This window comes from Paenibacillus sp. B1-35, from assembly GCF_050474385.1.
GTDB classification, from domain to species: Bacteria; Bacillota; Bacilli; order Paenibacillales; family Paenibacillaceae; genus Paenibacillus_B; species Paenibacillus_B alvei.
The window spans coordinates 1-24949 of sequence record NZ_JBCHVJ010000001.1 but is presented as its reverse complement, the minus strand read 5'-3'; the positions used below and the strand labels follow the sequence as shown (position 1 = coordinate 24949).

24 protein-coding genes, 1 pseudogene and 1 riboswitch are annotated in these 24949 nt (G+C 49.0%); of the genes and pseudogenes, 2 read left to right on the top strand and 23 right to left on the bottom strand.

Annotated elements, in window-relative coordinates:
* The first annotated feature begins 272 nt into the window (after positions 1 to 272).
* A complete protein-coding gene (locus ACQ5BJ_RS00125) occupies positions 273 to 782 on the top strand; it encodes a GrpB family protein (RefSeq protein WP_005549787.1) in 510 nt (169 codons plus the stop codon).
* A gap of 186 nt (positions 783 to 968) precedes the next feature.
* Here the strand turns inward: ACQ5BJ_RS00125 and ACQ5BJ_RS00120 are convergent, their stop codons facing one another.
* The 22 genes from ACQ5BJ_RS00120 to ACQ5BJ_RS00015 form a co-directional block, all read right to left on the bottom strand.
* A complete protein-coding gene (locus ACQ5BJ_RS00120; RefSeq protein WP_040736385.1) occupies positions 969 to 2255 on the bottom strand; it encodes a hypothetical protein in 1287 nt (428 codons plus the stop codon).
* An 8-nt stretch (positions 2256 to 2263) separates the two neighbouring features.
* Entirely contained in the window at positions 2264 to 4891 is a 2628-nt protein-coding gene (locus ACQ5BJ_RS00115; protein WP_268600032.1) for a hypothetical protein, read from the bottom strand.
* Positions 4892 to 5730: 839 nt separating this feature from the next.
* Entirely contained in the window at positions 5731 to 6831 is a 1101-nt protein-coding gene (gene eutH, locus ACQ5BJ_RS00110) for an ethanolamine utilization protein EutH (RefSeq protein ID WP_268600031.1), read from the bottom strand.
* 297 nt (positions 6832 to 7128) lie between these two features.
* Positions 7129 to 7674, bottom strand: coding sequence for a BMC domain-containing protein (locus ACQ5BJ_RS00105; RefSeq protein WP_005549791.1), 546 nt, complete (start codon positions 7672 to 7674; stop codon positions 7129 to 7131).
* On the bottom strand, positions 7667 to 7942 hold the full coding sequence (locus ACQ5BJ_RS00100; RefSeq protein WP_005549792.1) for a EutN/CcmL family microcompartment protein: 276 nt from the start codon (positions 7940 to 7942) through the stop codon (positions 7667 to 7669). Before ACQ5BJ_RS00100 ends, ACQ5BJ_RS00105 begins: the two co-directional genes overlap by 8 nt.
* Before the next feature lie 15 nt (positions 7943 to 7957).
* Positions 7958 to 8692 (bottom strand): hypothetical protein, encoded by a 735-nt coding sequence (locus ACQ5BJ_RS00095; protein WP_005549793.1) that lies wholly within the window; start codon positions 8690 to 8692, stop codon positions 7958 to 7960.
* An 18-nt stretch (positions 8693 to 8710) separates the two neighbouring features.
* A complete protein-coding gene (gene eutD, locus ACQ5BJ_RS00090) occupies positions 8711 to 9349 on the bottom strand; it encodes an ethanolamine utilization phosphate acetyltransferase EutD (RefSeq protein ID WP_157267137.1) in 639 nt (212 codons plus the stop codon).
* A gap of 10 nt (positions 9350 to 9359) precedes the next feature.
* On the bottom strand, positions 9360 to 10175 hold the full coding sequence (locus ACQ5BJ_RS00085) for a cobalamin adenosyltransferase (RefSeq protein WP_268600029.1): 816 nt from the start codon (positions 10173 to 10175) through the stop codon (positions 9360 to 9362).
* A gap of 169 nt (positions 10176 to 10344) precedes the next feature.
* Entirely contained in the window at positions 10345 to 10635 is a 291-nt protein-coding gene (locus tag ACQ5BJ_RS00080) for a BMC domain-containing protein (protein ID WP_005549798.1), read from the bottom strand.
* Positions 10636 to 10751: 116 nt separating this feature from the next.
* Positions 10752 to 12227 carry an acetaldehyde dehydrogenase (acetylating) gene (locus ACQ5BJ_RS00075; protein WP_005549799.1) on the bottom strand — a complete coding sequence of 492 codons (1476 nt, stop codon included), beginning with the start codon at positions 12225 to 12227 and terminating at the stop codon, positions 10752 to 10754.
* A gap of 27 nt (positions 12228 to 12254) precedes the next feature.
* A complete protein-coding gene (locus ACQ5BJ_RS00070; protein ID WP_268600028.1) occupies positions 12255 to 12983 on the bottom strand; it encodes a BMC domain-containing protein in 729 nt (242 codons plus the stop codon).
* Between the two features lie 11 nt (positions 12984 to 12994).
* The gene (gene eutL, locus ACQ5BJ_RS00065) at positions 12995 to 13648 is read right to left on the bottom strand and encodes an ethanolamine utilization microcompartment protein EutL (RefSeq protein WP_005549801.1); all 654 of its coding nucleotides are present in this window, start codon (positions 13646 to 13648) and stop codon (positions 12995 to 12997) included.
* Between the two features lie 81 nt (positions 13649 to 13729).
* Positions 13730 to 14521, bottom strand: coding sequence for an ethanolamine ammonia-lyase subunit EutC (gene eutC, locus ACQ5BJ_RS00060; RefSeq protein ID WP_005549802.1), 792 nt, complete (start codon positions 14519 to 14521; stop codon positions 13730 to 13732).
* A gap of 198 nt (positions 14522 to 14719) precedes the next feature.
* On the bottom strand, positions 14720 to 16084 hold the full coding sequence (locus ACQ5BJ_RS00055; protein ID WP_005549804.1) for an ethanolamine ammonia-lyase subunit EutB: 1365 nt from the start codon (positions 16082 to 16084) through the stop codon (positions 14720 to 14722).
* A 48-nt stretch (positions 16085 to 16132) separates the two neighbouring features.
* Positions 16133 to 17563 (bottom strand): ethanolamine ammonia-lyase reactivating factor EutA, encoded by a 1431-nt coding sequence (gene eutA / locus ACQ5BJ_RS00050; RefSeq protein ID WP_268619857.1) that lies wholly within the window; start codon positions 17561 to 17563, stop codon positions 16133 to 16135.
* Between the two features lie 183 nt (positions 17564 to 17746).
* Complete coding sequence (locus ACQ5BJ_RS00045; protein WP_005549807.1) at positions 17747 to 19174, bottom strand: sensor histidine kinase; 1428 nt, start codon at positions 19172 to 19174, stop codon at positions 17747 to 17749.
* Complete coding sequence (locus ACQ5BJ_RS00040) at positions 19167 to 19739, bottom strand: ANTAR domain-containing response regulator (protein ID WP_005549809.1); 573 nt, start codon at positions 19737 to 19739, stop codon at positions 19167 to 19169. The genes ACQ5BJ_RS00045 and ACQ5BJ_RS00040 overlap by 8 nt, the downstream gene beginning before the upstream one ends.
* A 74-nt stretch (positions 19740 to 19813) precedes the next feature.
* Positions 19814 to 20245, bottom strand: coding sequence for a EutP/PduV family microcompartment system protein (locus ACQ5BJ_RS00035; protein WP_005549810.1), 432 nt, complete (start codon positions 20243 to 20245; stop codon positions 19814 to 19816).
* A 12-nt stretch (positions 20246 to 20257) separates the two neighbouring features.
* Positions 20258 to 20617 (bottom strand): BMC domain-containing protein, encoded by a 360-nt coding sequence (locus tag ACQ5BJ_RS00030; protein ID WP_005549812.1) that lies wholly within the window; start codon positions 20615 to 20617, stop codon positions 20258 to 20260.
* Between the two features lie 197 nt (positions 20618 to 20814).
* A complete protein-coding gene (locus tag ACQ5BJ_RS00025; RefSeq protein ID WP_005549813.1) occupies positions 20815 to 21957 on the bottom strand; it encodes a 1-propanol dehydrogenase PduQ in 1143 nt (380 codons plus the stop codon).
* Positions 21958 to 22342: 385 nt separating this feature from the next.
* Positions 22343 to 22495, bottom strand: a riboswitch (adenosylcobalamin (AdoCbl) riboswitch).
* Between the two features lie 171 nt (positions 22496 to 22666).
* Positions 22667 to 22987 (bottom strand): hypothetical protein, encoded by a 321-nt coding sequence (locus tag ACQ5BJ_RS00020; protein ID WP_262866798.1) that lies wholly within the window; start codon positions 22985 to 22987, stop codon positions 22667 to 22669.
* Between the two features lie 241 nt (positions 22988 to 23228).
* A complete protein-coding gene (locus ACQ5BJ_RS00015; RefSeq protein WP_040736386.1) occupies positions 23229 to 23489 on the bottom strand; it encodes a DUF3021 family protein in 261 nt (86 codons plus the stop codon).
* Between the two features lie 29 nt (positions 23490 to 23518).
* Between ACQ5BJ_RS00015 and ACQ5BJ_RS00010 the strand changes: the two are divergent.
* Positions 23519 to 23617, top strand: a pseudogene (locus tag ACQ5BJ_RS00010) (transposase); the annotation flags it as partial.
* A 156-nt stretch (positions 23618 to 23773) separates the two neighbouring features.
* Here the strand turns inward: ACQ5BJ_RS00010 and ACQ5BJ_RS00005 are convergent.
* The coding region (locus tag ACQ5BJ_RS00005) for a phosphopantetheine-binding protein (RefSeq protein ID WP_430107709.1) at positions 23774 to 24949 on the bottom strand (1176 nt) is incomplete at its 5' end.

The following is a 24949-nucleotide window of genomic DNA, read 5'->3' as shown; positions in this document are numbered from 1 at the left end:
ATATTGTATGCACAAAAGCATCCATTCAGCGGATGCTTCTTTTTTACGTATGTCTTTCTTACCGATGCAATATTGAAACAAGATGTTGCATCTGCGACGCGAGCCCACTCGTCATGATAGCCTGAATACCTATTCCTAATGATTAATGAACCGCAACCGCTAATCAAAACGTTTACTTCTTATTTAGCTCCCCCTATGATATATCTACAGGATAGATTTCTAGTTAGATACACATTCGTGCTGGTTCAAAGTGAAGGAGGAGATCTGTAGCAATGAACGTAATCGTAACGAAATATAATGATGACTGGAACCGTATGTTCGAAGATGAAGCTCGAAAGATAAAAACGATTTTCGGAGATGAGTTGACCGACATCCATCACATTGGCAGCACTTCTGTTTTTGGATTACAGGCTAAACCGATTATCGACCTGATGCCGGTTGCAAAGGACATTGGAAAAATCGATGCTTTCAACGAGCAAATGACAGAACTAGGCTATGAATGTATGGGCGAATTCGGCATGGAAGGACGAAGATATTTCCGAAAGGGCGGGGAACATCGGACACATCATGTACACGTTTTTCAAGCAGATAACAAGGAAGATATTCAACGTCATTTGGCTGTAAGGGATTATTTGCGCGCACATCCTCAGGAAGCTGAGCAGTACGGCAACTTGAAGGAAAAGCTGACAAGTCAACATCCGAATGATATTGAAGCATATATGGATGGAAAGGATTCGTTTGTGAAGAACCTCGAAAAGAAAGCATTGGATTGGCTTGGTTAAAGCACTAGTATATAGTGGATAGAAAAAAAGTAATTCCCCATATTCTTATCCGCTCCCTCACTATTACTCTGATTAAAACACAAATGACCCACAAGCGGGTCACTTTTTTCAAAGTGTCCTTCTTATGGGTCACAGTTCAACGTATCTATACGGTGATACACTGACTCACTGCTTCCCAAGGATTGCTTACCTTTGTCTCACCGCAAAGAATGTCGGATCCGCGTGCGCAAGTGCATGGGACATCATTCCTCGCAGGAAAAGTCCGTGGCCGTGGTAGCCACCGAGGTGGTATTCGTCGTCTTGCCATCCTCGTACCTGATTCCCGATGATCTCCCGACCATTTTTACCTTCATTTTCGAGATAATAACGGAAAAACGATATGGGCAGACACATGAGGCCGAACCGTCCATCCGAGGCGTAAGTCTCCGATGCAACCCCTCTCTTCTCGCCTGGCTTTTTTTTCGCATCTGCATCGAACCAGGAAACGTCCTCTAAGTTCACGTTGACGGTCTCACTCCAGCGGTTTCCTCTGGGTATCGGATTATTTAGGCAGTGGTTATAGTGGCTCCGGTAGGCCGTGTACACGTAGGCTCGCGCCTTCCTGTTGACGGTTGCCCACTGCCGAGCGCCCTCCCACAGCCGGGCCAATTGGGGAAGCCTTTGCTGTTCGGTGTCGCCAAGGTTAATGTCGAACGCGTTGAGCTGTATGAGATGCTGGGTGAAGAACGGCTTCGCGCTGAACTGGGCCATCAACTCGACGAGCCGATTTCCGCTGCGGCTGTATCCCGACACCATGACATGCCCGATTGTGTCGAATCTCGGCTTGTCTGGTGCGTTCAGCAGCGTCAACAGCGAGCGGTAGACATCGTTGAGCGTGCCGAGCATGCCGTCTGGTGTGATCATGTCAGCGAAATTTCCGGCGTGATCGGCGACGGGGACAACATAAGCAAGATTGGGTTCACGACGAGTGACGGCCATGACATGATGAGCGATGCTTTTGAAGTCGGAGCACAAATATCGGATCCCGAGCCTCACGTAGTACGGCACTCCGTCTGCCGGCAGCTTACCTGTCCAGTATGGACGCGTACCTTTGTACTCTTTCTCGTAGGTCGGCGGATGAAAGAGTACATGGAAGTTGAGCGGGGCGAGTAGAGTCCCGTTGCTAATCCGGTTGACCAAGGTGGTCGGCATCCATACGAAGAACAGCCGCGTCGTGCCGGAGTCACGTTCCAACACGAACGCACGCCCGGCGATGTCTTTCCTGTTTCCATCACTGATTCCGGCGGAGCTGAATGGTACGGGCTGATAGCTGAAACCGTCGGAAGCTCGCTTGTCGAGGATCGTCCACCCGAACTTTCGTAAGTTGGCGCCGGGGAGGAGCGCATCAGGATCTTGCTCTACTTCCCCGGACGATCCGCGTCGGAACAACCCAACGGGATAAAGGTCGAAGACCGTGCGGCTAACATCCTTCATCACCATCGCTACGAGATGGTAGCGAGGTTCGAGGTGACAGCAATGTCTGTACCAGACGTCGGGGTGTATTCGTTCCACTCCGCGATGAGCGCGCCCTTCTCGCCGGGCTGCAGAATCGGCACAGGAGCTTGTGTGCCTCTATGAGCGAATGTCACCTTTGCGACGGTGATGGTCGTCGCGTTAGGTATAGCGATGATCGTTTGCGCCTCCTGGATATGCTGTTCATCCTCCACGTCGATGACGACCGGTAGGCCGACAACGAACCCGGAGCTGTCGGCAACCTTGATGTTCACGGGATTGCTGCTCGGCGTGATGTCCATTGTCGACGTCGTGAAGACAGCGTCTTGGAGGTGTACTGCCGCTCTTCCAGGATTCGCTGGCGGGATGCCGGGATAGTTGCGGTCGTCGTATGCTGCGATCTCCCTAGCAATGCTCAGGTATGGTGCTGGGATGGGCGCACCGATGGAACCCCCTTCGGCGTACCGCATCCACCGCTCTTCCCAGCCCTTACGCACTGTGAGAACGACCCGTGCGCTGCCGGCTCGCAGGAACGCTTGCCTGGTTGGATCCGAATGGCGGAGCTGACGGATGAACGGCCAACTTGGCGGGACGTCCCAGAAATACGAGTACAGGAACGTTACCACGTTCTCCCACTCGATCGCCTGGTTAATGAACCGGATGACGTCCTCATGCTGTCGAACCAGCGTCCATTGCTCAGGGGTCAGCCCAAGGCTCGGCTGATCGAAGCCAATACCGTGTTGAAGGTCGACATTTGCCGCCATGAAGGCAGCCAGAACGTTGGCTGGCATAAAGTCAAAGTCAGTGCCGAGGATGAACTTCAGCACACACTTCATGATCTCGTCGCTTTCCTCACGCCGCAACGTCAGAGTGTCGACGTTTGCCAGCTTCTCCTCGATGGCGGCAATGCTTGCTGCTATTTCCTGCTGTTGGGCGAAGTGCTTGGTCTGCGCGGCGTCATACAGGGCGTTCCAGACGTCAGTCCGCCATTGCTCGATGGCCTCCGGTGTCAGCTCCAAATGCACGGTGAGACGGCACAGTACTTGCTCTGAGTGGTGGAAAAAGAAGGTGACCTTATGGTGACCGGTGTAGCCCTGCATGAAGGGCACCCCCGAGGAAACCGACATGATCTTGTGATCTCGAATGATCAACGCCTCGGTTTTGCCCTGCCATCCTGGTTCGATGTGGGAGCCGATGACGTCGAAGTTCATCTTGTCGTCGGAGTCATCCTTTCCTATCTGGGCGTCCAGTCTGATCTCCCGTATACGTGTGCCGCCGGGAACGTCGAATTCAGCGTCGAGGAACCACCATCCGCCGTTGGTGTTATCGCGCGCGGTCGGCGTCAACGGAGTCGGTTCCGCGGGATACGCTTTGACCGAGACGCCTTGACGCTCAGCGAGCCACTGGTATTTCGGGATGCCGTTGGGGTCGGGAATGCCGTCCTGATTTACACGATCCGTCGTAATATCAGAGCGCTTCACGTTGAACGTGAACGGCCCCTGCTGCGCCCTCAGCAATTCAAGCTCTGCGTATGCGCGCCGCATTGCCGCGCCCGGTTCAGGGACGACAATATCGTACGTCAGCCGCAGCCCGTATCGGTACAGCCTGACCCGCCACTTCCTCATCAGGCTGAAGTAGTCAATCCGTATTGGGTTGACGTTGTTCGTGTTTTTAAGCATGCGTGTCGAGGTCTGGGACGTTCCTGTTTCCGTGGTCGTCGATATGGTGACCTTGTGTTCACGCCTCGACCGTGCCGATGCCTTCATAGTAGTGGTCCGAGCGTGTTTGATGCTTTCGCTGGCAGACACCGACTCCGACCCTTGCGCTGTGAAGCCGGTTGTGCTCGAACCCGAGATGATGGGAATGCCGCCTTGGACCGTTCCCGTGATATTGAACTGGTTGGAGTGCTGGCTCTGCGACGACGTCGACTGGGAAAGATCGGTGTTGTCCGTCACTCCTGTTTCGCTGATCTCTTCCAGCGAGTCAGTGACGATCGTCGTGAACTCTTTCGATGTGACGGACCATTCTTTGTACGTGACCGCGGTCTCCTCTCCTGGGGCAAGCGGAATAGTTGACACGAGTTCACCGCGCTGGATCCCTACGGGAACCATCTCGATTCGTTCAAGGTTGAGCATTCCTATCGGTGGCGTCGCGGTACCGGTTGTGAGAGCGCGCAGGGCAACGGCGGCGGAGTTTAGCGCCTGGGCGGATCGGCCGATCTCGGTGGGGGAGTCCGCCTCTACCTTCCTCATGTGCTTGGTGCGCTTAACGATAAGGGCCTCGGCAAACGCCGCCAGTTCACATCCGGGAATTCGCGAGATCGCCGTGAGATCCGGGCGTAGTAAGGGCACCAACGGATCCTCGAACGCCTTCAGAAGCTCTAGCGTCTCAATGGAGACATGCGCCGTGTCTCCATCGTGCTGATCGATGTTCCCCAGTCGGTCACGAACATCATCGGTATCCCCAGGAGCCAAGGCCAGTTGTCGAATTGCGCCCAATTTGACGATTCCGCCCACAGGCTCGTCGCCGACCGCAGGAACGTTTACTGGCACGAGCGTTCCTTTGAGAATCTCTCTGGCCGAGTTGTCGAGAACCGGCGCAGATTCCGCTACATCCATAAAAATCCACTCCTTATTTTTTATTATCTAGTAGTATTTCCATTAATACTATTTTTATGTCGTACGATAATCAGGCGAAAGGGTGACCTTCCTTCGAGACTTAGATTTGCACCTGAAGGAACTAGTTCTCCTGACTGGGGAATGGGGTACCCGCCAAAGAGGCGGGTCATTGCACGAGAATTGCAGTGGGAACCCGTTTTTTGAACGGAGAGGCTGGAAATGGGTGAAATTAAAATGATTATTGATGGAGCTCAAGATGTACGGAAAGTGGATTGATTTAAAGGATGCTTCGCCTTGATGGAATTTAAATGGAAGACGAACAGAATAGTATTAAATGAATTATAGAGCCAACCAAAATGACCTCGCCGGAATAGGTTCTAGGGTTGCATTATATTTAAGTGTTGATCTACAATCCCCCCCACCGTTATTCAGGTGTAGAAATGCGGTTTGCTTTTAAGGATTATAAAATTCTATTCATATAGAGCAATTCTGATATTAGAATCGATTTAAGGAGGAATTTCATTTACTGTCAAAAAACATTTTATGAGCTTCAAGAAATATTAATACGGCTACTCTTTTCTAATTTTATATCACAAAGGATAGTCAAAAATCTTTGTTGCTACGTGCCTCGCTTTAATTTTGGTTCATTTGCTGACGCTTCGTTCCCTAATTGCGCATTACAATTTTGCATTATCGACCGATCAAAATCATTACACGTAGATAAAAAAGAACTCCCCTTAGGCTTTTACCTATTGAAGAGTTCAAAACAATTTATATCATGCCCATATACATAAAATAGAGAGATAGAGTGCCCATACCATTCATTAGACCGATTCCGGCTATTCTTCCTTCAGATCCGGTTCAGGTGCTAATTTTTTAGCTAAGAACATAGCCACGATAATCGCTGTAATCCCGCCGACAAGCTTGCCGACGATCATTGGGAAGATCATTTCCTTTGCGACCCCAGCCGTAAAGCCGAGGTGATCGCCGAATACGAATGCGGCAGAGACGGCGAATGCAACGTTGATAACCTTGCCTCGCACATCCATGTCCTTCATCATACCGAACATCGGGATAACGTTAGCCAGCGTCGCTACCAGACCTGCTGCTGCAATCTCGTTCATCCCAAGCATTTTGCCCAGCTTCATAAGAGGCTTGTTGAATACCTTCGTAATAACGAATACCATCGCAAAAGCACCAGCCAAAACAATGGAAATGTCGCCAACGATCTTAATTCCTTCTTCAATCGGTGCAAGTCCCGGAATGATTGTAATATCCGTCAACTGCTGCGTGATGCCAGCCGCAAGACCAAGCGTTGCAACAATGACGATGAACTGACCGAAAATCGTGAAGCCCTTGATCATCCCGTTCGGGAATTTCCACAATCCCAACACAATCAGTACGGCGAACAGGATGATAGGAACTAGGTTGGACAAGATCATTGAGAGCGAATAACCTGCCACCAAGCCGCCGATTAAGCAGCCAAGCGGAATCGTTACAATACCAGCCAATACGCCAGTAGCCAAATACTTCTGGTCTTCCTTCTTAATAATGCCAAGTGCGACTGGGATGATGAATACGATTGTAGGTCCAAGCATCGCCCCTAAAATCGTACCCGCGAACAATCCCGCTTCCGGCGTTTGCGCCAATTCCTGCGCGAGTGAGAACCCGCCCATATCGTTGGCTAACAGCGTCGTTGCAAACATGGCCGGGTCTGCGCCGAGCGCGCTGTACAGCGGCACAACGACCGGACTGAGTACCTTGGCCAATACTGGGGACAGCGAAATAATTCCGACCATCGCCAGCGTAAGCGACCCCATAGCCATAATCCCCTCATCGAACTGGTGCCCCAATCCGAACTTGTACCCAATGCATTTGTCGATTGCTCCGAGAATCATGAAGATGACCATGCCGTATATGATGATTTCATTAATCTCCACGAACGTGCTCCTCCATTCTTACCTAAGATCAAAAGCGTATTTTTCAATCACGTTTAAAAAGATCGGTTGTCAGCACCGAGAAGGTTGCGGGAATTCGAAGCCTATGCTTTCGTAGCGAGTTTTGCGTTGCAAAACTTGTAAGGAGCAGCGCAGTGTAGGCAAAACTACATGAGCAGCTAAAATGTTTCCAAAGGAAACATACTTCGGAAGCATATGCTATTCGAGAGTGAACGCAAGATTCGATGCCGAGTTGCTTTCAATTTTACTTCGTGATCAAAAGCGAGCTTTTTAAACTACCTATCGGAAGTGTTGTTTGAGTTCTTCAGAAGGAGAAGGAATTACGGAATAATGAATCATCCGCTTTTGATCCATGGAGGATACGAACACCTTCATCCCCTGCTCGACATCGCTGACACTTCCCGTGAATGCGGCGAGGAACTTACCGCCGATCGCCATGCCGAGATTCATTTTTTTCACTCGAATATCACATTGCTTTACTGCCTCATTCAGTGCGAAAATGCCGGAAGACACCGTAGACGTCTCCACGATTCCAAGCGCGTCCACAGGAATTGAGCCATTGCTTCGCTTCAATCCCTCCACAATATCGGAATGAACGCCTAGCAGCTCGAAGTCGCTGATTCGGAAGTCTCCCGCTTCCTCCCGCGCTGATTCCATCGCGGCTTGAACATCTGCGGTATCCCCACTCATCATAATGAGGAACTTGCCTGGACAAATCGGCTTCATATGATGCACACTGACGGGAGATGTCTTCAGCATGCGGTCAGCCGTTTCGTAGCCTTTGCTTATGCTTCGCAGCTCAATAACACCGATTGCACTAGTCATGGGACACCTCGATGGAATCGACGATGCCGACTATGACTGCATCGACGGGGATGTCCGAATTGGCGAATGATGCCCGGGCAGCGCTTCCCGTCGTTACGAGCACAGTATCTCCGATGCCTGCTCCCGCGTTGTCTGCTGCGACGAAATAATCGCGTTGAACAGGTTCATCATGATTCGATAGAGGCTTGACCACTAGGAAGGTCAGACCATTCAGCTTGTTGTCCTTGCGAGTTGCCCACAGGCTTCCCGTAACTTGTCCCACGATCATAGCTTCACCCCGCCGTTATCTTCTGTGCACCTGCATTTTCTGCATACGCAAGTAGTCTTGAGCGAGCGGCGTTATAATGCTATGCCGATCAATCACGATCTCTTTGCCGTTATGCAGGCGATACTTCTTCAGTTCTGCTTCCGTAATCACTTTGCGATTCAGCACGAACTCTTGAGCATGTGGAGTACTTGGAGCGAATTCTACATGGGAATCTTCCTGTTTTTCCACTAGCTGTTGTTCAGCTTGAAGTCCTGATCCTGCTTCCACATGGCTGTCCTCCAGACAGGCTGCCAGCAGATCATGTTCCTTCACCAAGCGAATGCCGTAAGCACGAAGCTTGTTTGCAAACTCATCATACAGCTTGTACAAGAGTACAGGCGCTGTCGCCTTATATTTGCGGTACAGCAATCCTTCCTCGAGCGCAATCACTTCCCGCCCCTTGAGCAGCATCGTTAAGACAAAGCGCTCGCGCGGGCCAGCACTTAACCCGTTTGCGAGATTGGAAAGCAATTGCAGGCACAGCTTTGGAATGATCAGCACATCGCAATCTCTAAACGATTCATCATAATAGAGAACATCATAGTAGGGCTTCAGTACATTCTCTAATTCCGGTACCGCTTCCACCGTTAGAAGAACCGCTCGTTTTTTTGCTGGAGCCGTTTCTTCCTGACGTTCTAGATTCAATCGCTTCATCACTTCTGCAGTAACAGCTTCAATGATTGCAGCTCGCTCTTGAGCTTCTATGTTCATTTTTTCACACTCCTAAACCTAGATGCTCTGCTTCACAATTTTCCCCTTCATTCCCTTTGTAAAGCCGCAAGCATTCGCCTCGTCGTAATCGATATGCATATAAGTTTCATAATTCGCACTAACGCGAACAAGCACATCATCGAAAATAAGCGGGCGCTTGCCAAATACTTTCACCTGCACAATATCGCCGTTCTTGACGTCGAACTTCTCTGCATCTTCTGCCTTCACATGAATATGGCGTTGTGCGGCGATAAGTCCTTTTTCCAAACGAATCATATTGCTGCCCGAAGCAATCACGATACCTGGTGTCCCTTCGAGCTTGCCGCTTTCCTTCACAGGAACCGATACGCCCAACACAACGGAATCCGTCAGCGATACTTCCACTTGCGACTCCTTGCGCTCTGGTCCAAGCACGACTACATTATGCAGCGAACCCTTCGGGCCGATCAGTGTAACGCGTTCCTTGCAGGCATATTGCCCAGGCTGGGACAAGTCCTTCGCCTTCGTCAATTGGTAGCCCTTGCCGAACAAGGCATCAATCGCTTCGCGACTCAAATGCACATGCTTGCCGGATGCCTCCACCTCGAAGCAGGTTTTTTCATTCTGCACCCGCTTCACCACTTCATTAATGATGCTTTCTACCAGTTGGTTTTCCACCATTTTCACCTCATCCATCGTAGTGTCCAACACGGATACGGAACATAATTATCCAGAATAAGGAGGACAGTCGGTTCAATGAACGAATGATATCCTCGCGATCTGCTTCGCCATGCTCCTTCTTGAAGGCCTGATAAGCCAGCAGCTCCGTTTCCCTCGTCAATGTGCGCAACGCATTTATAACAACAACCGCTTCGCCCATATCATAGCTGGGTTGAAAATGTTCCAATCCAAAGTGTTTCTTGGGAAAATGGGACTGCTCGCGCAGTTCCTTGGCGTTCATCCCAAGCAAATGAAACTCTTCAATGCTCTCGCTCAATACCTCGCACCGTACGATTCGCCGTACGAATTGCAGGATTTCTTCCAAATCATCGACCAACTTGGTCATGTTCAGCTTGAAGCAGCAAATTTGCGCTTCTAATAGTTTGGTTTCCAGTGAATCCAGCTTCCCGCGGAATAAGATCCGTGGATGATCCTTGAATACCAGCATATTGCCATACAAATGAGTCATATGTTCCGGTTTCGTTTCCAAAAAACCGCCATACAGCGTACGGAACCGTTTTTTCCCTTCTGTCGCAGGCTCGACATCCAGGTTTTTCGTAACTTGAACCTTAACTTCTTTTTTGGGCGCCGGTGTCTCTTGTACAGCCATATTCGCCCCGGGTTCAGGTGCTTTGACATATCGAAGCTCAATCTGGTGATCCGCCAAGAAGCTCTTGGCCGATGGCGTCAGAATTGTTCCTGCCGCCGTTTCATATACGGCAACATCCTTCAAATTCCGATTTCGAAAATGCTTGCGAAGTTCGCTTTCCGTAATCACAGCCATGTTCTCACATCCTTCTCGTGCGAATGCGTGTTGTTCAAATCCTTATCGTTACGCACAGCATATCGGCTTGAACAAGCCGATTCATCACGACAGATGAGATGCAGGATGCCAAGCGCGCTGCGCCAGCATCCTGCTCCACCTTATTCAGTAGGCTCGTCCGGAATCCGAATTACTCTACTGTTTTTGTTTTAGGCAAGATTGCGTCCACTTCGGAATGTGGTCTTGGAATTACGTGTACGGACAACAATTCGCCAACACGTTCTGCAGCTGCCGCGCCTGCATCTGTAGCTGCCTTAACTGCACCTACGTCGCCGCGAACCATTACGGTTACGAGACCTGCGCCGATTTGCTCTTTACCGATCAAAGTAACGTTAGCTGCTTTCACCATTGCGTCTGCTGCTTCAATTGCGCCTACCAAACCTTTCGTTTCTACCATTCCCAATGCGTTTGCGTTTGCCATGATTAAATTCCTCCTAATTAATTATCATTTGAATTTTTGTTTATATAAAATGTTGAGTAACCGCTATTGTGAAATAGATAAATAAGAATACTAGGACTCCCGATGAATCTATCATCTTACATTTTTTCAAGAATACGAGCGACGATCATGCCGATCAGCTCTTCTTTGTCTCCTAAATCAAGGCCAGCCAATTTATCTTGTACATTCGCAGGCTGCTCCTGCTCCAACAAATCTTCCATTTCACGGAGGCCATAAGCGACTCTACGGATATTGAGCAAATTAAGCGGGCTGATGTTGTCGGATGTCGAGCTTCCGCCAACCGCGCCGCAACCCAGCGTAAGAGCCGGTGCAATTGCTGTTGTTGCGCCGATGCCGCCAAGTGTACCCGGTGTATTTACAAGTAAGCGCGATACTGGCTTCTTCAATGCGAACTCGCGAATGATTTCTTCATTTTCGGAGTGAATGACCATCGTATGGCCTGCGCCCTCGCCATGTAGAATCTCAATGCAGCGCTCGCATGCCGCTTCCCAGCTGTCTTCTGTGTAGAAGGCAAGAATCGGAGCCAGCTTCTCGCGAGAGTATGGAACCTTCGGTCCAACTTGCGTTTCTTCTGCGATCAGCACGCGTGCATTAGCTGGAATGTCCAGGTTCGCCAATTTCGCGATATGCGCCACACTGCGTCCGACGATTTGCGGGTTCATCGTGCCATTGGCGCGCATAATGAACTTGCCAAGCTGTGCTGCCTCTTCCTTGGAAAGGAAGTACGCTCCCTGCTTTTTAAATTCCGCTATTACCGCATCCTTGCTGCATGCTTCCACAACAACGGATTGTTCGGATGCACAGATTGTGCCGTTATCGAACGTTTTGGAATCCATGATGCGCTTGACTGCAAGCGGGATGTTCGCGCTCTTCTCAATGAAGGCAGGGCCATTGCCCGGGCCAACCCCGATTGCCGGCGTACCGGAGGAATAAGCGGCTTTGACCATCGCTGTTCCGCCAGTTGCGAGAATCAAGGCAACGTCATTGTGCTTCATCAATTGATCTGTTCCTTGGATCGTCGGAACCGTCATGACGCCAATAGCGCCTTCTGGACATCCTGCTTCCGCGGCTGCCTCGCTGATTACCTTCACCGTTTCCAAAATGCTCTTAAGTGCATTCGGGTGCGGAGAGAACACAATACTGTTTCCGGCTTTTAACGAAATAAGCGCTTTGTAAATCACAGTCGAAGTTGGATTCGTGGACGGAATCAGACCAGCAATCACGCCGACTGGAACCGCTACCTCCATCACTTTGTGCGCTTTATCATCCTTCAACACACCGACTGTTTTCATGTCCTTAATGGATGCATACACTTGCTTGGAAGCAAATGAGTTCTTAATAATCTTGTCCTGCCAACGACCGAAGCCTGTTTCTTCGTTTGCCATTTTTGCGAGCTTCTCGCGATGCTTGTAGCCAGCATCCGCTACCGCCTTGACGATGCCGTCAATTTGCTCCTGCGTCATAACGGCAAGCTTCGCTTGCGCTTCCTTGGCTTTCTTAATCAGATCACGGACTTCTTGAATGGATCGCAGGTCTTTATCCAATGTTTCCATCAATATTCCTTCTCTCTACAACATTTTTTACAAGCTTGCTTTTTTGTTTGACTTACTGCGCTTCGTTGTCGGTGCTGGCACCGGCTTCACGATTGAGGCGCTGCCGTTGCCTTGGCTTTTTGCTGCATCCTTTGCCTTTTCTACAGTAGCTGCTGGTTTGGCAGTCGACTGAACAGTGCCCATGTGTCCAGGGTTTGGCTTCCGTTCTTCGACTTTATTGCCACCCTCAACTGCTGCAGATACTGCCTTGGCATGTGATTCCATCGCAGCAGTATCGGCCTTCGACTTTGCATCAGAAGCTGTTTTGACTTTCGGTTCTTCTGTCTTCGAAGCTTCCTTTGCTTGGTTCGTCTGAGCTATGGGAGCTTTTTCAGACACTTTATCGGACACCACTTCTGCGTCCTTTGTGTCTATTTCGACTGCTTGGCTGGTAAGAACACTCTCAACGTCAGAAGTATCTTCACCATTTTCATGAGCATCAAAAGGCTCTGCCACCAAGGCAGCCGTCTCTTCGTGCATTCGAGCAATGACATGGCGTGTTACCAGTACATCCAGCCGTGTGGCCATTTCTGCCCCTGCCTCAACGGCTGCCTGCACCGCACCGACATCTCCATCGAGCTTAACTGTCACCAATCCGCCCTTAATGATCTCTACTCCGATGCAGGTTACACTCGCTGCCTTCAATGCGGCATCCGCCGCAGCGACTGCACCCAGATAACCTCTAACCTCAACCAATCCTAACGCGCTATGTCTCATCGTACGCTACCTTAATAACTCGTCGGATTATCTGCGACGAATTGGACAGCGTCCGCGAAGGCATCGCATGCTGCCTTGCAGGCCGATTGGCTGCCTGTGAGCAAGCCGCCTGCGAAGTTAGTTTCAGAAGGCGGTCCGAAAAATGCGGCAATAGTGACATCCGCAGCCTTCAACGCTGCATCTAATGCATACATGGCTTCCAGTGGAGGAGCGATCAAATAAGCCAGCGCTTCTCCTTCCCGGATGCCCGCTGTCTCGGACAAATACGAGCCTGTGCGGGACACGCAGTGAGCGAAATACGTAATGCTATTATCCTCATTAGCGCTCACGAAGTGCGCGCCGCTCTCAATGAAATCTGCAACGGCACTCATGCCGCTGCGCACTTCCTCTGGATTAGGCCCAGCCAAGATCCCAATGACCTCGCCCGCCAGCTTCGTCGAAGCATTGGCCGATCCGGCATACATGCTTTTTGCGTAAACGACATCTACAGCAGCCGACTTCGTCGCTTCATCCAATGCCACATACGTGACATCGTCAATGTCGGCAGTAATGATGCCTAGACTTTTATGGTGCGGCTTGAGCTCCAGCTTGCTTGCCATATCCAGGCTTACGTTGGAAATGAGCTTCATGCCGAGCACGGTTGCATGAATCGGTTCGTTTCTCATACGTGCCTTCCTCCTTACGATTGCTATCATTGTGTGTTCGAATTGACGAAATTCAATCCATAATTGCGCTTCGAACAACCGCTATAGTTTCAAATCAATACCAGATGCTTTGCGGTCGATCATTGTCTTGATGAGTTCCGCAATATGAGCGCCCGCTTCAACTGCAGGCGTACCGCCCGAGTGAATGTTGGAAATAACGGTGCGTCTTGCTTCAGGCATCCCTACAGTTGGCTTATAAGCAATATAGGCACTCATTGATTCTGCAGTCACCAGTCCCGGACGCTCGCCAACGAGCAAGCATACGACATCCGCTTCTGTTACATCTCCAATGACATCCATTGACGGAACGCGGCAATGCTTAACGAACAGGATATTGCCGGCCTCAAAGCCGTACATTTTCAAGCCTTGCGTAATCGCGGGAATAATATCGCGCAAATTCGCTTCGATCGCAGCCGAGCTCAATCCGTCCCCGACCATGATCTGAACTTTGGCCTGCTTCGTTGTGTTCTGCTTAATATACGCAATCGTGTCATCCGAGAATTGACGTCCCAAATCAGGGCGCGTAATATATTCATCCTTGTCCCGACATTTTGTCGCAACCGGCACAAGGTTCATTTCCTTCACGAAATCTTCGGAAACGTAGGAGAACACCGCATCCTGTGCAGCAGCATGGTCAGCGCGGAAGCGCAGCGACGTAATCGTCTTATAACGCGGGCCCGCACGCCATACACCAAGTCGAGCCGGTGTTTTCTCTTTCATTTTCAGGTAGCCTTCGCGATCTTCCGGTTCCGGAACAAGCAGCAATTTGCGCAGATCAATTTCTGTAATGTCATCCAGACATTCGCCATCGTCCACTTGTTCTTCTTCCTTCATTGTTGCAGTCGCTTGTACAAGCCCGCCAACAGCAGCCTCTGCTGTCTTTTTTTGCGGAGTAGAGGCATCCGCGGCCTTCGATTCTGCTGGCTTGACTGCTTCCGCTGCCTGCTCTGTCTTGTTTCCTACCATTTCGTTTAAGATCGACTCAATCATCGACTTCAGATCTTTTTCATTCATAAGAGCTTCCTCCTTTCCCTACTTGAGAAACACCGAAGCGTCTCCGGCTTTTTTCGTCAGCTTGCCATTTTCAATGAAGCCCATTTTCTCCATCCATTGTTCAAACTCGCGGATCGGACGCAAGCCGAGCAATTCGCGCAGTGTCGCAGTTTCATGATAGCCAGTTGTCTGATAGTTAAGCATGACATCATCACCGTGCGGGATGCCCATGAAGAAATTGCAGCCTGCAGTGGATAAGAGAACTGCCAAGTTTTCTAAGTCATTCTGATCAGCCTTCATATGGTTCGTGTAGCAAGCATCACAACCCATGGAGATGCCTGTCAGCTTGCCCATGAAGTGATCTTCCAAGCCAGCGCGAACTACCTGCTTCGCATCGTACAGATACTCTGGACCGATGAATCCGACAACAGTATTGACAAGGAACGGATTGTACTTCTTCGCAAACCCATAGCAGCGCGCTTCCATCGTTACTTGGTCAATGCCATGATGGGCTTCGGAAGACAGCTCCGAACCTTGACCTGTTTCAAAGTACATCACGTTAGGTCCTGCTACTTGTCCGTGCTGCAAGACAAGCTGCTGCGCTTCCGCAATCGTATCGGCATTGAAGCCAAATGCTTCATTCCCTTTTTGGGAGCCAGCGATCGATTGGAATATCAGTCCGGTCGGCGCGCCGCGCTTCACCGCTTCCATTTGCGTGGTAACGTGAGCCAATACGCAGGTTTGTGTTGGAATGTCCCACTTCTGGCGGAACTCCTCGAACCGCTTCAGCACGCGCGTCACGCTCTCAACGGAATCATCAACCGGGTTGAGACCGAGCACGGCGTCCCCGATACCGAAGGTTAAGCCTTCCATAAGGGAAGCCATGATTCCATCCGGGTCATCTGTTGGGTGGTTCGGCTGCAAGCGTGCCGACAATGTACCCGAACGTCCGATTGTTGTATTGGCAGTAGCCGTGATACGAATTTTCTTCGCACCGTACATCAGGTCAAGGTTGGACATAATCTTCGTAACCGCAGCAATCATCTCTGCCGTTAATCCGCGGGATACTCGCTTGATGTCAGCTTCAGTTGTGTTTTCATTCAGAATCCACTCCCGCAGTTCTTCAACCGTCCAATTCTGAATTTCACTGTAGATGCGCTCGTTAACCCCGTCTTGAATAATGCGGGTAACCTCATCTACCTCGTAAGGAACGGCCGGATTGTTGCGCAAATCCGACAGCTTAATTTGAGACAATACGACCTTTGCCGCTACACGCTCTTCTGATGAAGTAGCCCCCAGTCCGGCCAAGGTATCACCCGATTTTTCCTCGTTGGCCTTTGCCATGACTTCCATGAGCGTACTGAACTGATACACGCGGCCAAACAGCTTTGTTTTTAAAATCACAAAAGCTCCTCCTTCCAAATCGAAATCAATTTATCTTACTAATCTCCTCTAATGAAATACGAGGGTTTTAATCACGACCGGCAACACCTTGCCATTCGCAATTGGCTTGCCGATGTCGATATAGTCGCCGTTGTCGACCATGACGCTGTCGATGCAGACAACATCCTTCTTGTAACCAAGCAGCGCGTACAGTGTCTGTCCCAGCACCTTCGCCATATCGTGATGGACGATCACGATGAGTGGATAATCCCGCTCCAGCAGCTCGGACATGCCTTGGTACAGTCCTTGTGCATATTTCTGCACCTCTTGAAAGCTCGGGCTCTTCTTCCCTTCCACGGCGATCGCGACTCGCTGCAAATCATTGTTCAGCTTGAACCAATTCAGCTTGTCGGCGACAGCCTGCGACAGCCTATCGCTGCTTCCTGACTCATCCGCAGCGGCCAGCTTCAAAATCGGAATATTCTTGATTGGGAAGCTCTCCTCCGTGTACGTAATCGTGCTGCCGCTAATTTCCGTCGTATGAGAGCCTGCTCCGACTACGGTCGCTCGAATCGTCTCCGCCGAACGGGCCACAGTCATCTGCGACGTAAGCGGTGAAGCAGCGATCGCCCTGCCTAGCAAGATGCCAATGTCGCCATATTGGAACACATCACCTGATGCCTCTTGATAAATGTAGTCCGCTACGCCGCCGGAGAACGAAATGCATGGAATCGAACGTTCCAGCTTGAGCCCTTTGTTCGTGATGATCGTGTCATAGAAATCTCCAGCCTGCCTGAGGCCTACACTCTCTTCGAGCAGCTTGACCATCTCTCCGATAATCGGTTCCAGATCAACTGGAGTCACCCGCTGCCCCAGAGCAAGCTTGATTCCCCTTTGCTCTGCAAGCTGCTTGATTTTTGGCGCAATATACGTAACCTCATGCGTGCCTTGATCCACCTTAATCAGCCGCCCACCAATATCGAGGCATCCTGTATCGATAAGATCGCCGTTAGCGAACAGCGCCAAATTACTTGTGCCGCCGCCAATATCGATATTGACGATAGAAGTGGAATGCTCCTTGGAATACGTATGGGCGCCGGCACCTTTAGCTGCAATAATGCTTTCCAGATCCGGGCCTGCTGTTGCGACGACGAAATCACCGGCGAATCCGCTTAACGAGAGTACAGCTTCATTGGCATTTTCCTTGCGGGCCGTCTCGCCGGTAATAATGACCGCACCTGTCTGAATGTCTTCCTTGCGAATGCCCGCCTTCTCGTACTGCTCCTGAATGAATACCTGAATCTTCTGCATATCGATTCGATTGTCTTCCATTACAGGCGTGAAGCATATATCGCTTCGATACACGACTTCTTTATCTGTAATGACTAGACGCGGCACCGAGAAAGAAGACGCCAGATTTTGAATATGGAGCTTCGACAGCACAATCTGAGTTGTCGATGTCCCCATATCGATGCCGACACTAAGCAATTGCTCTTCCACTTCGTTCACCCCCATCCATTGATTTCAAATTGAACATTCGGGCATCAATTTTCCCCTTGATTGCGGTACAATTTAAAAGCGAATAAAAAAAGGCTTAAAGTACTGCCGAATTCCGATAAAAACCGGAACCGGTCAACTTTAAGCCTCTTTGCTTCTAAAACTACGCCCTTGTAGTCCGAATATTCATTTTTTGAACGTAAACGTAACAGCAGTGCCATCATCGCCAGAAGCGATTGTCAGCTTTCCCTTCAGCTTATCCTTCACATAGCTGCGAACAATAGATAACCCCAAGCTTTTGCGCGGAGCGTCTTCTACCGCAAAGCCTGTCCCATTATCAGCCACGATGACAGTCACGAGATCGCCTTCCGCTTGCGCGTGAACCGTAATCTTGCCCTGCGTGCAATCGCCAAACGCATGCTCATAACTATTGTGAAGCAGCTCGCTCACGATGAGCGCAATATCCACTGTGCGGTCGCTATCCAGACAAATGCTCTGCGTCGACGTGATGTCCATCTCAATCGCATGGCAATGTAAAAAGCAGCGCTCGATATTCGTTGCAATGAGCCGAATAACGTCCAGCAGATCCACTTGCGCATCAATTTCCGTTGATAACAGCTCATGGGTGGCCGCAATCGCCAATACCCGGCTGACGCTGTCGTCCAGACACTTTTTGGCCTCAGGGCTCTTGCACTGACGTCCTTGAATGCGCAGCAGCGATGCTACCGTCTGCAAATTATTTTTTACACGATGGTGAATTTCACGGATCGCTACCGATTTCGAAATGATTTCTGCTTCCTTGTCTTTAATCTCGGTCACATCGTGCAGGATGACGCCTACACATAAATCCTTCTCCTCAATAAACAACCGCTTCACTTGAAAATAGCGGCCCGCTGCCTTCACGTCAGTCGTGAGCGGACAGCACGGTGAAGATGAATGCTGCTTCATCACCTCAGAGAACATCGTCCGATCAAGCGACAGATTGTCATAATGCAAGCCCTGTATATCCTCCAAATAACCAAGCTGCCTGTAATATGCGTCTGCCTGCTTATTTTTCAGCTTCAAAAATCCGTACTTGTCGAATACGAGAACGGCATCCTCCAACTGATTGATGAGCGAATCCTTGAACCGCAGCATTGCCGTAAGCATTGAAGACATTTCACCATCTTCATAAGGCACACCTGATCCCATATTGAAGTGGGCTTGGATATTGTCGCTTACATCTTTCTCGTAAATGACGACCGCAATTACGCCATCTTGATTTTTCATCGGATAGACGGTCTGCCGAACAAGGTGATTCTCCTGCGTGTTGGCAACCAGACCCTGCGACATCATTCCGGTCTCCAGCGTTCTCAGTACGCCAGGCTCATTCTCGCGCAGCGCCTTCTCGCCTGTGACCGGCCGCTTGTACAGCGACTTTCCTTCATTTGGTCGACGGTGATACACGACGATAGCCTCATTCGCTACACTGGACAGCACGTCAATGAACACATCGTCCTTAACGTCGGTATTCTCAAAAGACTCGGCGATTTCACAAATCCATGCAATGTCCGCTTCGGACAACCCCGTATGCAGCCTGCACAACTTCCCAATTCGTTCTTTGAAATCAATCATAGGACATGACGATCGTGGTAGCGATTTCAATCATCGGACATCGTCTATCCATACTCAATTTGCGCAAGGTTTGATAGGCTTCCTCTTCGGTGTAGCCATTTTCCTTCATCAGAATCCCTTTTGCCTTCTCAACCGCTTTACGCTCTTCCATCTTCTGCGTCAGCTTCGATAGATTCTGCTCCAACTTGCGTATTTCCTTGCCTTTTGCGATGGTCACTTCCACCATGGGAATGAACGACTTTTCATCAAGCGGCTTTACCAGATAGCCAAGCGCACCGACAGCCGAGGCTTTCTCGATGGTTTGCTTGTCGCTGAAGGCGGTTAAGAGAAGAATTCCTCCCGCCAGCTGCTCTGATAAGATTCGTTTACTAGCCTTAAGCCCATCGAGGATGGGCATTTGAACATCCATGATGACGAGGTCTGGCAGATGCTTCTTGCATAATTCGATGGCTTCAAATCCATCGGAAGCTTCGCCTACTACATTGTAGTCCGCCTCTTCGAGCATCTCACGAATATCCATTCTTGTAATAGGTTCGTCATCGACTATTACAATTTTTCCATTCATGTGTCATGCACCTCATTGTCTGCCGTTATTTGCTTGTCTACCGGTATTCCGCTTCTTGCAGTAGAATAAACCGTTTACGCCTCCAAATATTGCCGAAGCGCCTCCACTCCCACATTCTCTATCGTCGAGACTTCAAAAATCCGTTCCACACCAGCCGCTTGAAGGTGAGCTCTCGCTTGCGCGATTTCCTCCTGCGACTGTGCCAGCTCCACCTTGGTTACCACGCCGATAACCGGCTTGGCGAATACGGTTGCGAAGGCGGGTGGAAAGTAACTGTCTTCCTTCGTGCAATCTTGCACAAGCCCGATTACATCTGCATCTACGCTCGATACGAGCAGCATCTTGTACAAATATCGATTCTCGATGCACTCCCCCGGCGTATCAATCGCTTGGTCGAAGCTTTCGATCGCTTGCGTTTTTTTATAGGCAATTTCTTCACCATGCAGCCATTGGCACAGCGTTGTCTTGCCTGAACCGGTGCTTCCGGCGAAAATAATTTTTTTCATCAGCTTCTTCACCTACGTTCTTGTAATGTTCGCAGCAGCAGAGAAGCCTAAAATATTTTGCAAGCCAAGCAGCACTTCACTTATAGCAGATTCAACGGAGGATACATCGCCTGTAATCACAAGCGATCCGCTAAAGCGATCGACAAAGCCGATTTGTACTCCAGCAGCCTTCGTTGCGATATCCGCTGCTATAATAGATGCCTCGCTTGGTGTTATGGTCATGACGCCGATTGAATCGTGCGCATCGCTGCCCAATCCCAGCTTTTTGTAGATGTCCGGGTTCGGATTCGCGATAATATGAGCCAATGTGACCTGTTTACCAGGCACGTACTCTTGGATAACGCGTTGTTTTTCATTCTGGTGTTGCTCCATACCATCATCTCACTCTCATGTCAGAAAACACGTGAAATTGCTGTAAAAAACATAAAAGCCCCTTAAAAAGTTCGCGCAGGAATTTTTAAGAAGCCTCTTTGCTTGGTTTTGTATGCAACACGCCGTTGTGTTACCTTTACTATATTTTAATACTGCAAACGTTGTCAATACACATTCAGACAAAATTCGACGCAATCTCAAGATTGAAACATTTTGTTCAAAATTTCGGCCACATCCCCTGCCGTTGGCACGCGAGGATTCGTCGCCGTGCAGCCATCCTTCAGTGCTCCCTCGGCAATCGAGTCCCTCATTTCATCCAGCAGCGCCTGATCAACTCCACATTCCTTCAGCGTATGCGGCATCTGCAGTTGTTTCTGCAGCTGCTTGATCGCTTGTACAAGGCTGCGAACACCGCTCTTTGGATTTGGTGCGGACAGTCCCAAGCTCTTGGCGATTTCTGCGTAGCGAACTGCGGCAGCAGTGCTCTCTTCCCTGCCATACCCTGGTTTATAATTCGCATTGAATTCAATGACATGCGGGAGCAGCATTGCATTCATGCGGCCATGCGCAATTTTGAATTTGGCCCCTGCGACATGCGCAATGCCATGATTCAGTCCGAGCGAAGTAATGTTGAATGCCATACCCGCTATGCAGGATGCATTATGCATTTTCTCACGCGCTTCTAAATCACTGCCATCCTTATAGGCTCTTGGCAAATAAGCAAATACCAACTTGATAGCCTTCTCTGCCAGCGCATCCGATATATCGTTCGCCTTCGTAGATACATAAGCTTCGATTGCATGCGTCAACACATCCATTCCGGTATCAGCCGTAATGAAGTCTGGAACACTCTTAACCAGTTCCGGATCTAATATCGCCTCTTGCGGCAGCATCTCATCGGATACGAGCGGGTATTTAATGTTTTTCTGCTTATCACTGATTACCGAAAATGATGTCACCTCGGAGCCCGTCCCGCTTGTCGTCGGGATTGCCACGAATGGAATGTCTTGCTGGTTCAGCAGCTTTTGTGCAAACAGCTTCATCGCCTTGGCCGCATCAATAGCGGAGCCGCCGCCGATAGCAATAATCAAGTCGGTGTTGAATGCGCCTAATGCCTCTACACCTTCTGTGACAATCTCAACCGGCGGATCTGGTACGATGTTGCTGAAAATATATTGCTCATTGCTGTCATGCAGCCGATCGAATACCATGTTGATCATCCCTGATTTGACCATAAAAGGATCGGTAACGATGAAAATACGCTTATTGCGCCATTCCATCAGACGATCCAGCGCACCATGACCCATGTAGAGATCGGCTTTAATCGAAAGTTTGTCCACGTAAAGCACCTCCAAGGAGTAGTTACAACAAAAAAAGAGGCCTCTCAAAGGAATAGTTCCCTTTAAAAAGCCTCTTTGCTTGTTATGTTGTCTGCACGCCATTGTGCAGCTTATCATTCAATTGTCATTTATACTGTACATCGTAATGCAAACATGCGTCAACCGCAATGTCGACGATTTCATCATTACGACAAATCTTCTGCAAAAAAATTGGGACATGCACACCATTGTGCATATGATTCTTCATCGTTGAAAAATGTCCCGCTTGCTTTTATTTATACGTCTTCGTATGTTTGGCGGCGAGCACCCGGCCCCTCCGACAGCATTGTCGGCAGCCTTCAAGCAATGTAAAAAAGCCTAGCGAGGCGGTATCGTCACTAGACTTGTAAACCAGTCACTTTCGCCTCGAAATGACTGGCCTGGCAAAGTTACTAGACAAAAGACCTGACTTAAGACCGAGCTCATCGGCCTATTACAGTGGCGGGACCGCGTTGGATTTGCACCAAACTTCCATTGTCTATAACTTCTTCTATTGTGCATGACGTGAATGGTCGTCCATTCGACATAATTATAGCACAAACGATCTGAATGGCAATATGAAAAAAATAAAAGATAAAAGAATTGAGGATTTGCTCGTCATTATGTCCCCGCAGATGTGAAGCACCCTGCCCTTTGAGATAGCAATCGAAAAACTCTACTAGAATATGATTCATCGTCTCAAGACAGTAAATGGATCAATCTCTGCCCTGCCGCCCTGCAGCATATTGGACAACAGCGGGGAAACCAGAGACAGGTTTGTAAGAGGGCTGAAGTTAAAGCGATGACAACGAGCAGAAGCATAGCAATTGCATTCTGATAACGCGGCTGCTTCTATATTTTTTCGTTCCTCTTTGCTGCGTATGAGCGTCCACACTCCAAGAAGCGCCCAGACAAGCAGCAACAGTCTAAGCCCCAGCCAACGGAAGCTCCATTCAATAACCGACGCCAATGTGAAAATTAGGAATGCTGCAAACGCGCCAAGCCTTATCATGGCTTTGATCTTTTTCTGATATGACTTTGTACAAATGCGGTATAGTGCAAAAGATATCTCACAAACAGCTGCAATGATTAAAATTATGATTTCTATTATCCAAATTCAATCCTCCTCTGCTTCATCAGTGCAGCATCAGCATAATTAACGATTGGTGCAGAGTAAATATGTACGACACTATGCTGTAGGAATAACAAAGTAAGCTAAAAAAAAAGACGAGGTAAGCTGCTGCTTCCCCGTCTTATTGAACTTTATCATTTTTTAGTTTTCGCAACTGCTCGTTGATTTTCGTTGCGACCTTCCTATCACTGCTCCATCCAAGCCAACGGACGAGAAGGGAGATAATTGCGATTTCAACTGCGACTATCATTGTGCCAACTGCTCCCGTTACCCAGCCCATCCAATTCGTGAATGTAAGCATCACAACTTCTACGATTACAAAATGGATCAAAATTCGCATACGCATTCCCTTTTCACTGATATCAGCAGGAAAATGGAACATAAGACTTGGCAAGACCCCCACCAATGCGACGTGTAGGCACACCTGCGCTTCATAGCCCACGTATCCGGGATGGTAGGTTCTCTACCGATTTATTTGCCCAATATCAACGTAGCGAGCAAGCTTTTGTATTTATTGAATTCATTGATTCTGTTTTCTGATGTGTTTATCCTTCATTGTAGAGTGCCTCCTGTGCTGGGGTTTGTTCTTTGGATCGAACGTTCCCCAGCATACAGAAGGTGCTTTTTTCATTCAAACCTCGAATTCATTTATTACAGCAATGGCTCCTATCGTACTTTGTTATCATCTTTTTCTTTCAAACTGACATGCTGGACAATCTGAATCCATCTTAAAAACAACGATTGAATATAATCCGAATTGAGGGTGCGATTTAAAATCTTTGCCTCAAAATAAACAGCTTCTTCATTCATAGTAAAAGAGAATGAGAAATCACAGTATTCCGTATAGCCTTTATTTCCTGTGAACTGATATAAAAACATCGGAAATAACCCATTTTGCTTGTAATCAATAATAAATTTTGCTTGTGTGCATTTTGGAGCTGCTTGTTTCTTGCTATTTACGTTCTCCAACAATACATTCAAGTCGTCGTGATTACAGATCTCGAATGATGAAAAAGTATTATTCGCCCCATAGCAAACCGACAGCTCCTGCTGACCTGTCGCCTCGATAACACTGTATGTGTACAGAAACAATAGCCACGACTCCAGTGCTGTCTCGTTCTCTGATTGCATTTCCTTCAGTACATGAAATAAATCACTGTTATCTTGGAAATGGAATACGAATTCCTTGTTCCTACTACCTAACAGATACGAATCTGGGAACGGAACTTGTGCACATCTCAATGCTGCTTGACGACTTACATCTATGAACGTTGCCAACTGGGCGATAGTCGGATTTGCGAATATATCGCCTACTTTTACAATCCCTGGGTACTTTTCTTCAATTCGAGCCAACATACTCATGATTAATAATGAATTTCCGCCTAGTTCAAAGAAATTATCATGAATGCCGATTTGCTCACTCACAAGAATGTCACGCCAAATGGTTACAAGTTCCTTCTCCCTATCGTTTTGCGCGGCAACAAATGTATCGTCTTCCACAAGGGCCCGCACGTTTGGCGAAGGCAACCGATGTTTATCCACTTTCCCTGAGCTTGTGACAGGAATTTGCTCCAATTGCATAATAAACGATGGAATCATGTACGATGGAAGGAACTTCTTTAAGTTTTGTTTAATCTCAAATGGATCAACCACTGTATGAGAGACGATATACCCACATAACGATTGGATTTCATGATGATTAGTTGCAACCACAACCGCATCTTGGATTCCTTCCAGTTGCCGCAGCGCATTTTCCACTTCTCCCGGCTCGATCCGGAACCCCCTGATCTTCACTTGGTCATCAATACGGCCCAAATAGGCTATGTTCCCGTCCGGCAACCA

Excerpts from the sequence above, each read along its gene's own strand:
- ACQ5BJ_RS00125 (WP_005549787.1), top strand. The coding sequence starts at position 273 with ATGAACGTAATCGTAACGAAATATAATGATGACTGGAACCGTATGTTC.
- ACQ5BJ_RS00120 (WP_040736385.1), bottom strand. The coding sequence starts at position 2,255 with ATGAAGGATGTTAGCCGCACGGTCTTCGACCTTTATCCCGTTGGGTTG.
- ACQ5BJ_RS00115 (WP_268600032.1), bottom strand. The coding sequence starts at position 4,891 with ATGGATGTAGCGGAATCTGCGCCGGTTCTCGACAACTCGGCCAGAGAG.
- ACQ5BJ_RS00105 (WP_005549791.1), bottom strand. The coding sequence starts at position 7,674 with ATGACTAGTGCAATCGGTGTTATTGAGCTGCGAAGCATAAGCAAAGGC.
- ACQ5BJ_RS00100 (WP_005549792.1), bottom strand. The coding sequence starts at position 7,942 with ATGATCGTGGGACAAGTTACGGGAAGCCTGTGGGCAACTCGCAAGGAC.
- ACQ5BJ_RS00095 (WP_005549793.1), bottom strand. The coding sequence starts at position 8,692 with ATGAACATAGAAGCTCAAGAGCGAGCTGCAATCATTGAAGCTGTTACT.
- ACQ5BJ_RS00085 (WP_268600029.1), bottom strand. The coding sequence starts at position 10,175 with ATGGCTGTGATTACGGAAAGCGAACTTCGCAAGCATTTTCGAAATCGG.
- ACQ5BJ_RS00080 (WP_005549798.1), bottom strand. The coding sequence starts at position 10,635 with ATGGCAAACGCAAACGCATTGGGAATGGTAGAAACGAAAGGTTTGGTA.
- ACQ5BJ_RS00075 (WP_005549799.1), bottom strand. The coding sequence starts at position 12,227 with ATGGAAACATTGGATAAAGACCTGCGATCCATTCAAGAAGTCCGTGAT.
- ACQ5BJ_RS00070 (WP_268600028.1), bottom strand. The coding sequence starts at position 12,983 with ATGAGACATAGCGCGTTAGGATTGGTTGAGGTTAGAGGTTATCTGGGT.
- eutL (WP_005549801.1), bottom strand. The coding sequence starts at position 13,648 with ATGAGAAACGAACCGATTCATGCAACCGTGCTCGGCATGAAGCTCATT.
- eutC (WP_005549802.1), bottom strand. The coding sequence starts at position 14,521 with ATGAAGGAAGAAGAACAAGTGGACGATGGCGAATGTCTGGATGACATT.
- ACQ5BJ_RS00045 (WP_005549807.1), bottom strand. The coding sequence starts at position 19,174 with ATGATTGATTTCAAAGAACGAATTGGGAAGTTGTGCAGGCTGCATACG.
- ACQ5BJ_RS00040 (WP_005549809.1), bottom strand. The coding sequence starts at position 19,739 with ATGAATGGAAAAATTGTAATAGTCGATGACGAACCTATTACAAGAATG.
- ACQ5BJ_RS00035 (WP_005549810.1), bottom strand. The coding sequence starts at position 20,245 with ATGAAAAAAATTATTTTCGCCGGAAGCACCGGTTCAGGCAAGACAACG.
- ACQ5BJ_RS00030 (WP_005549812.1), bottom strand. The coding sequence starts at position 20,617 with ATGGAGCAACACCAGAATGAAAAACAACGCGTTATCCAAGAGTACGTG.
- ACQ5BJ_RS00020 (WP_262866798.1), bottom strand. The coding sequence starts at position 22,987 with ATGATAAGGCTTGGCGCGTTTGCAGCATTCCTAATTTTCACATTGGCG.
- ACQ5BJ_RS00015 (WP_040736386.1), bottom strand. The coding sequence starts at position 23,489 with ATGTTCCATTTTCCTGCTGATATCAGTGAAAAGGGAATGCGTATGCGA.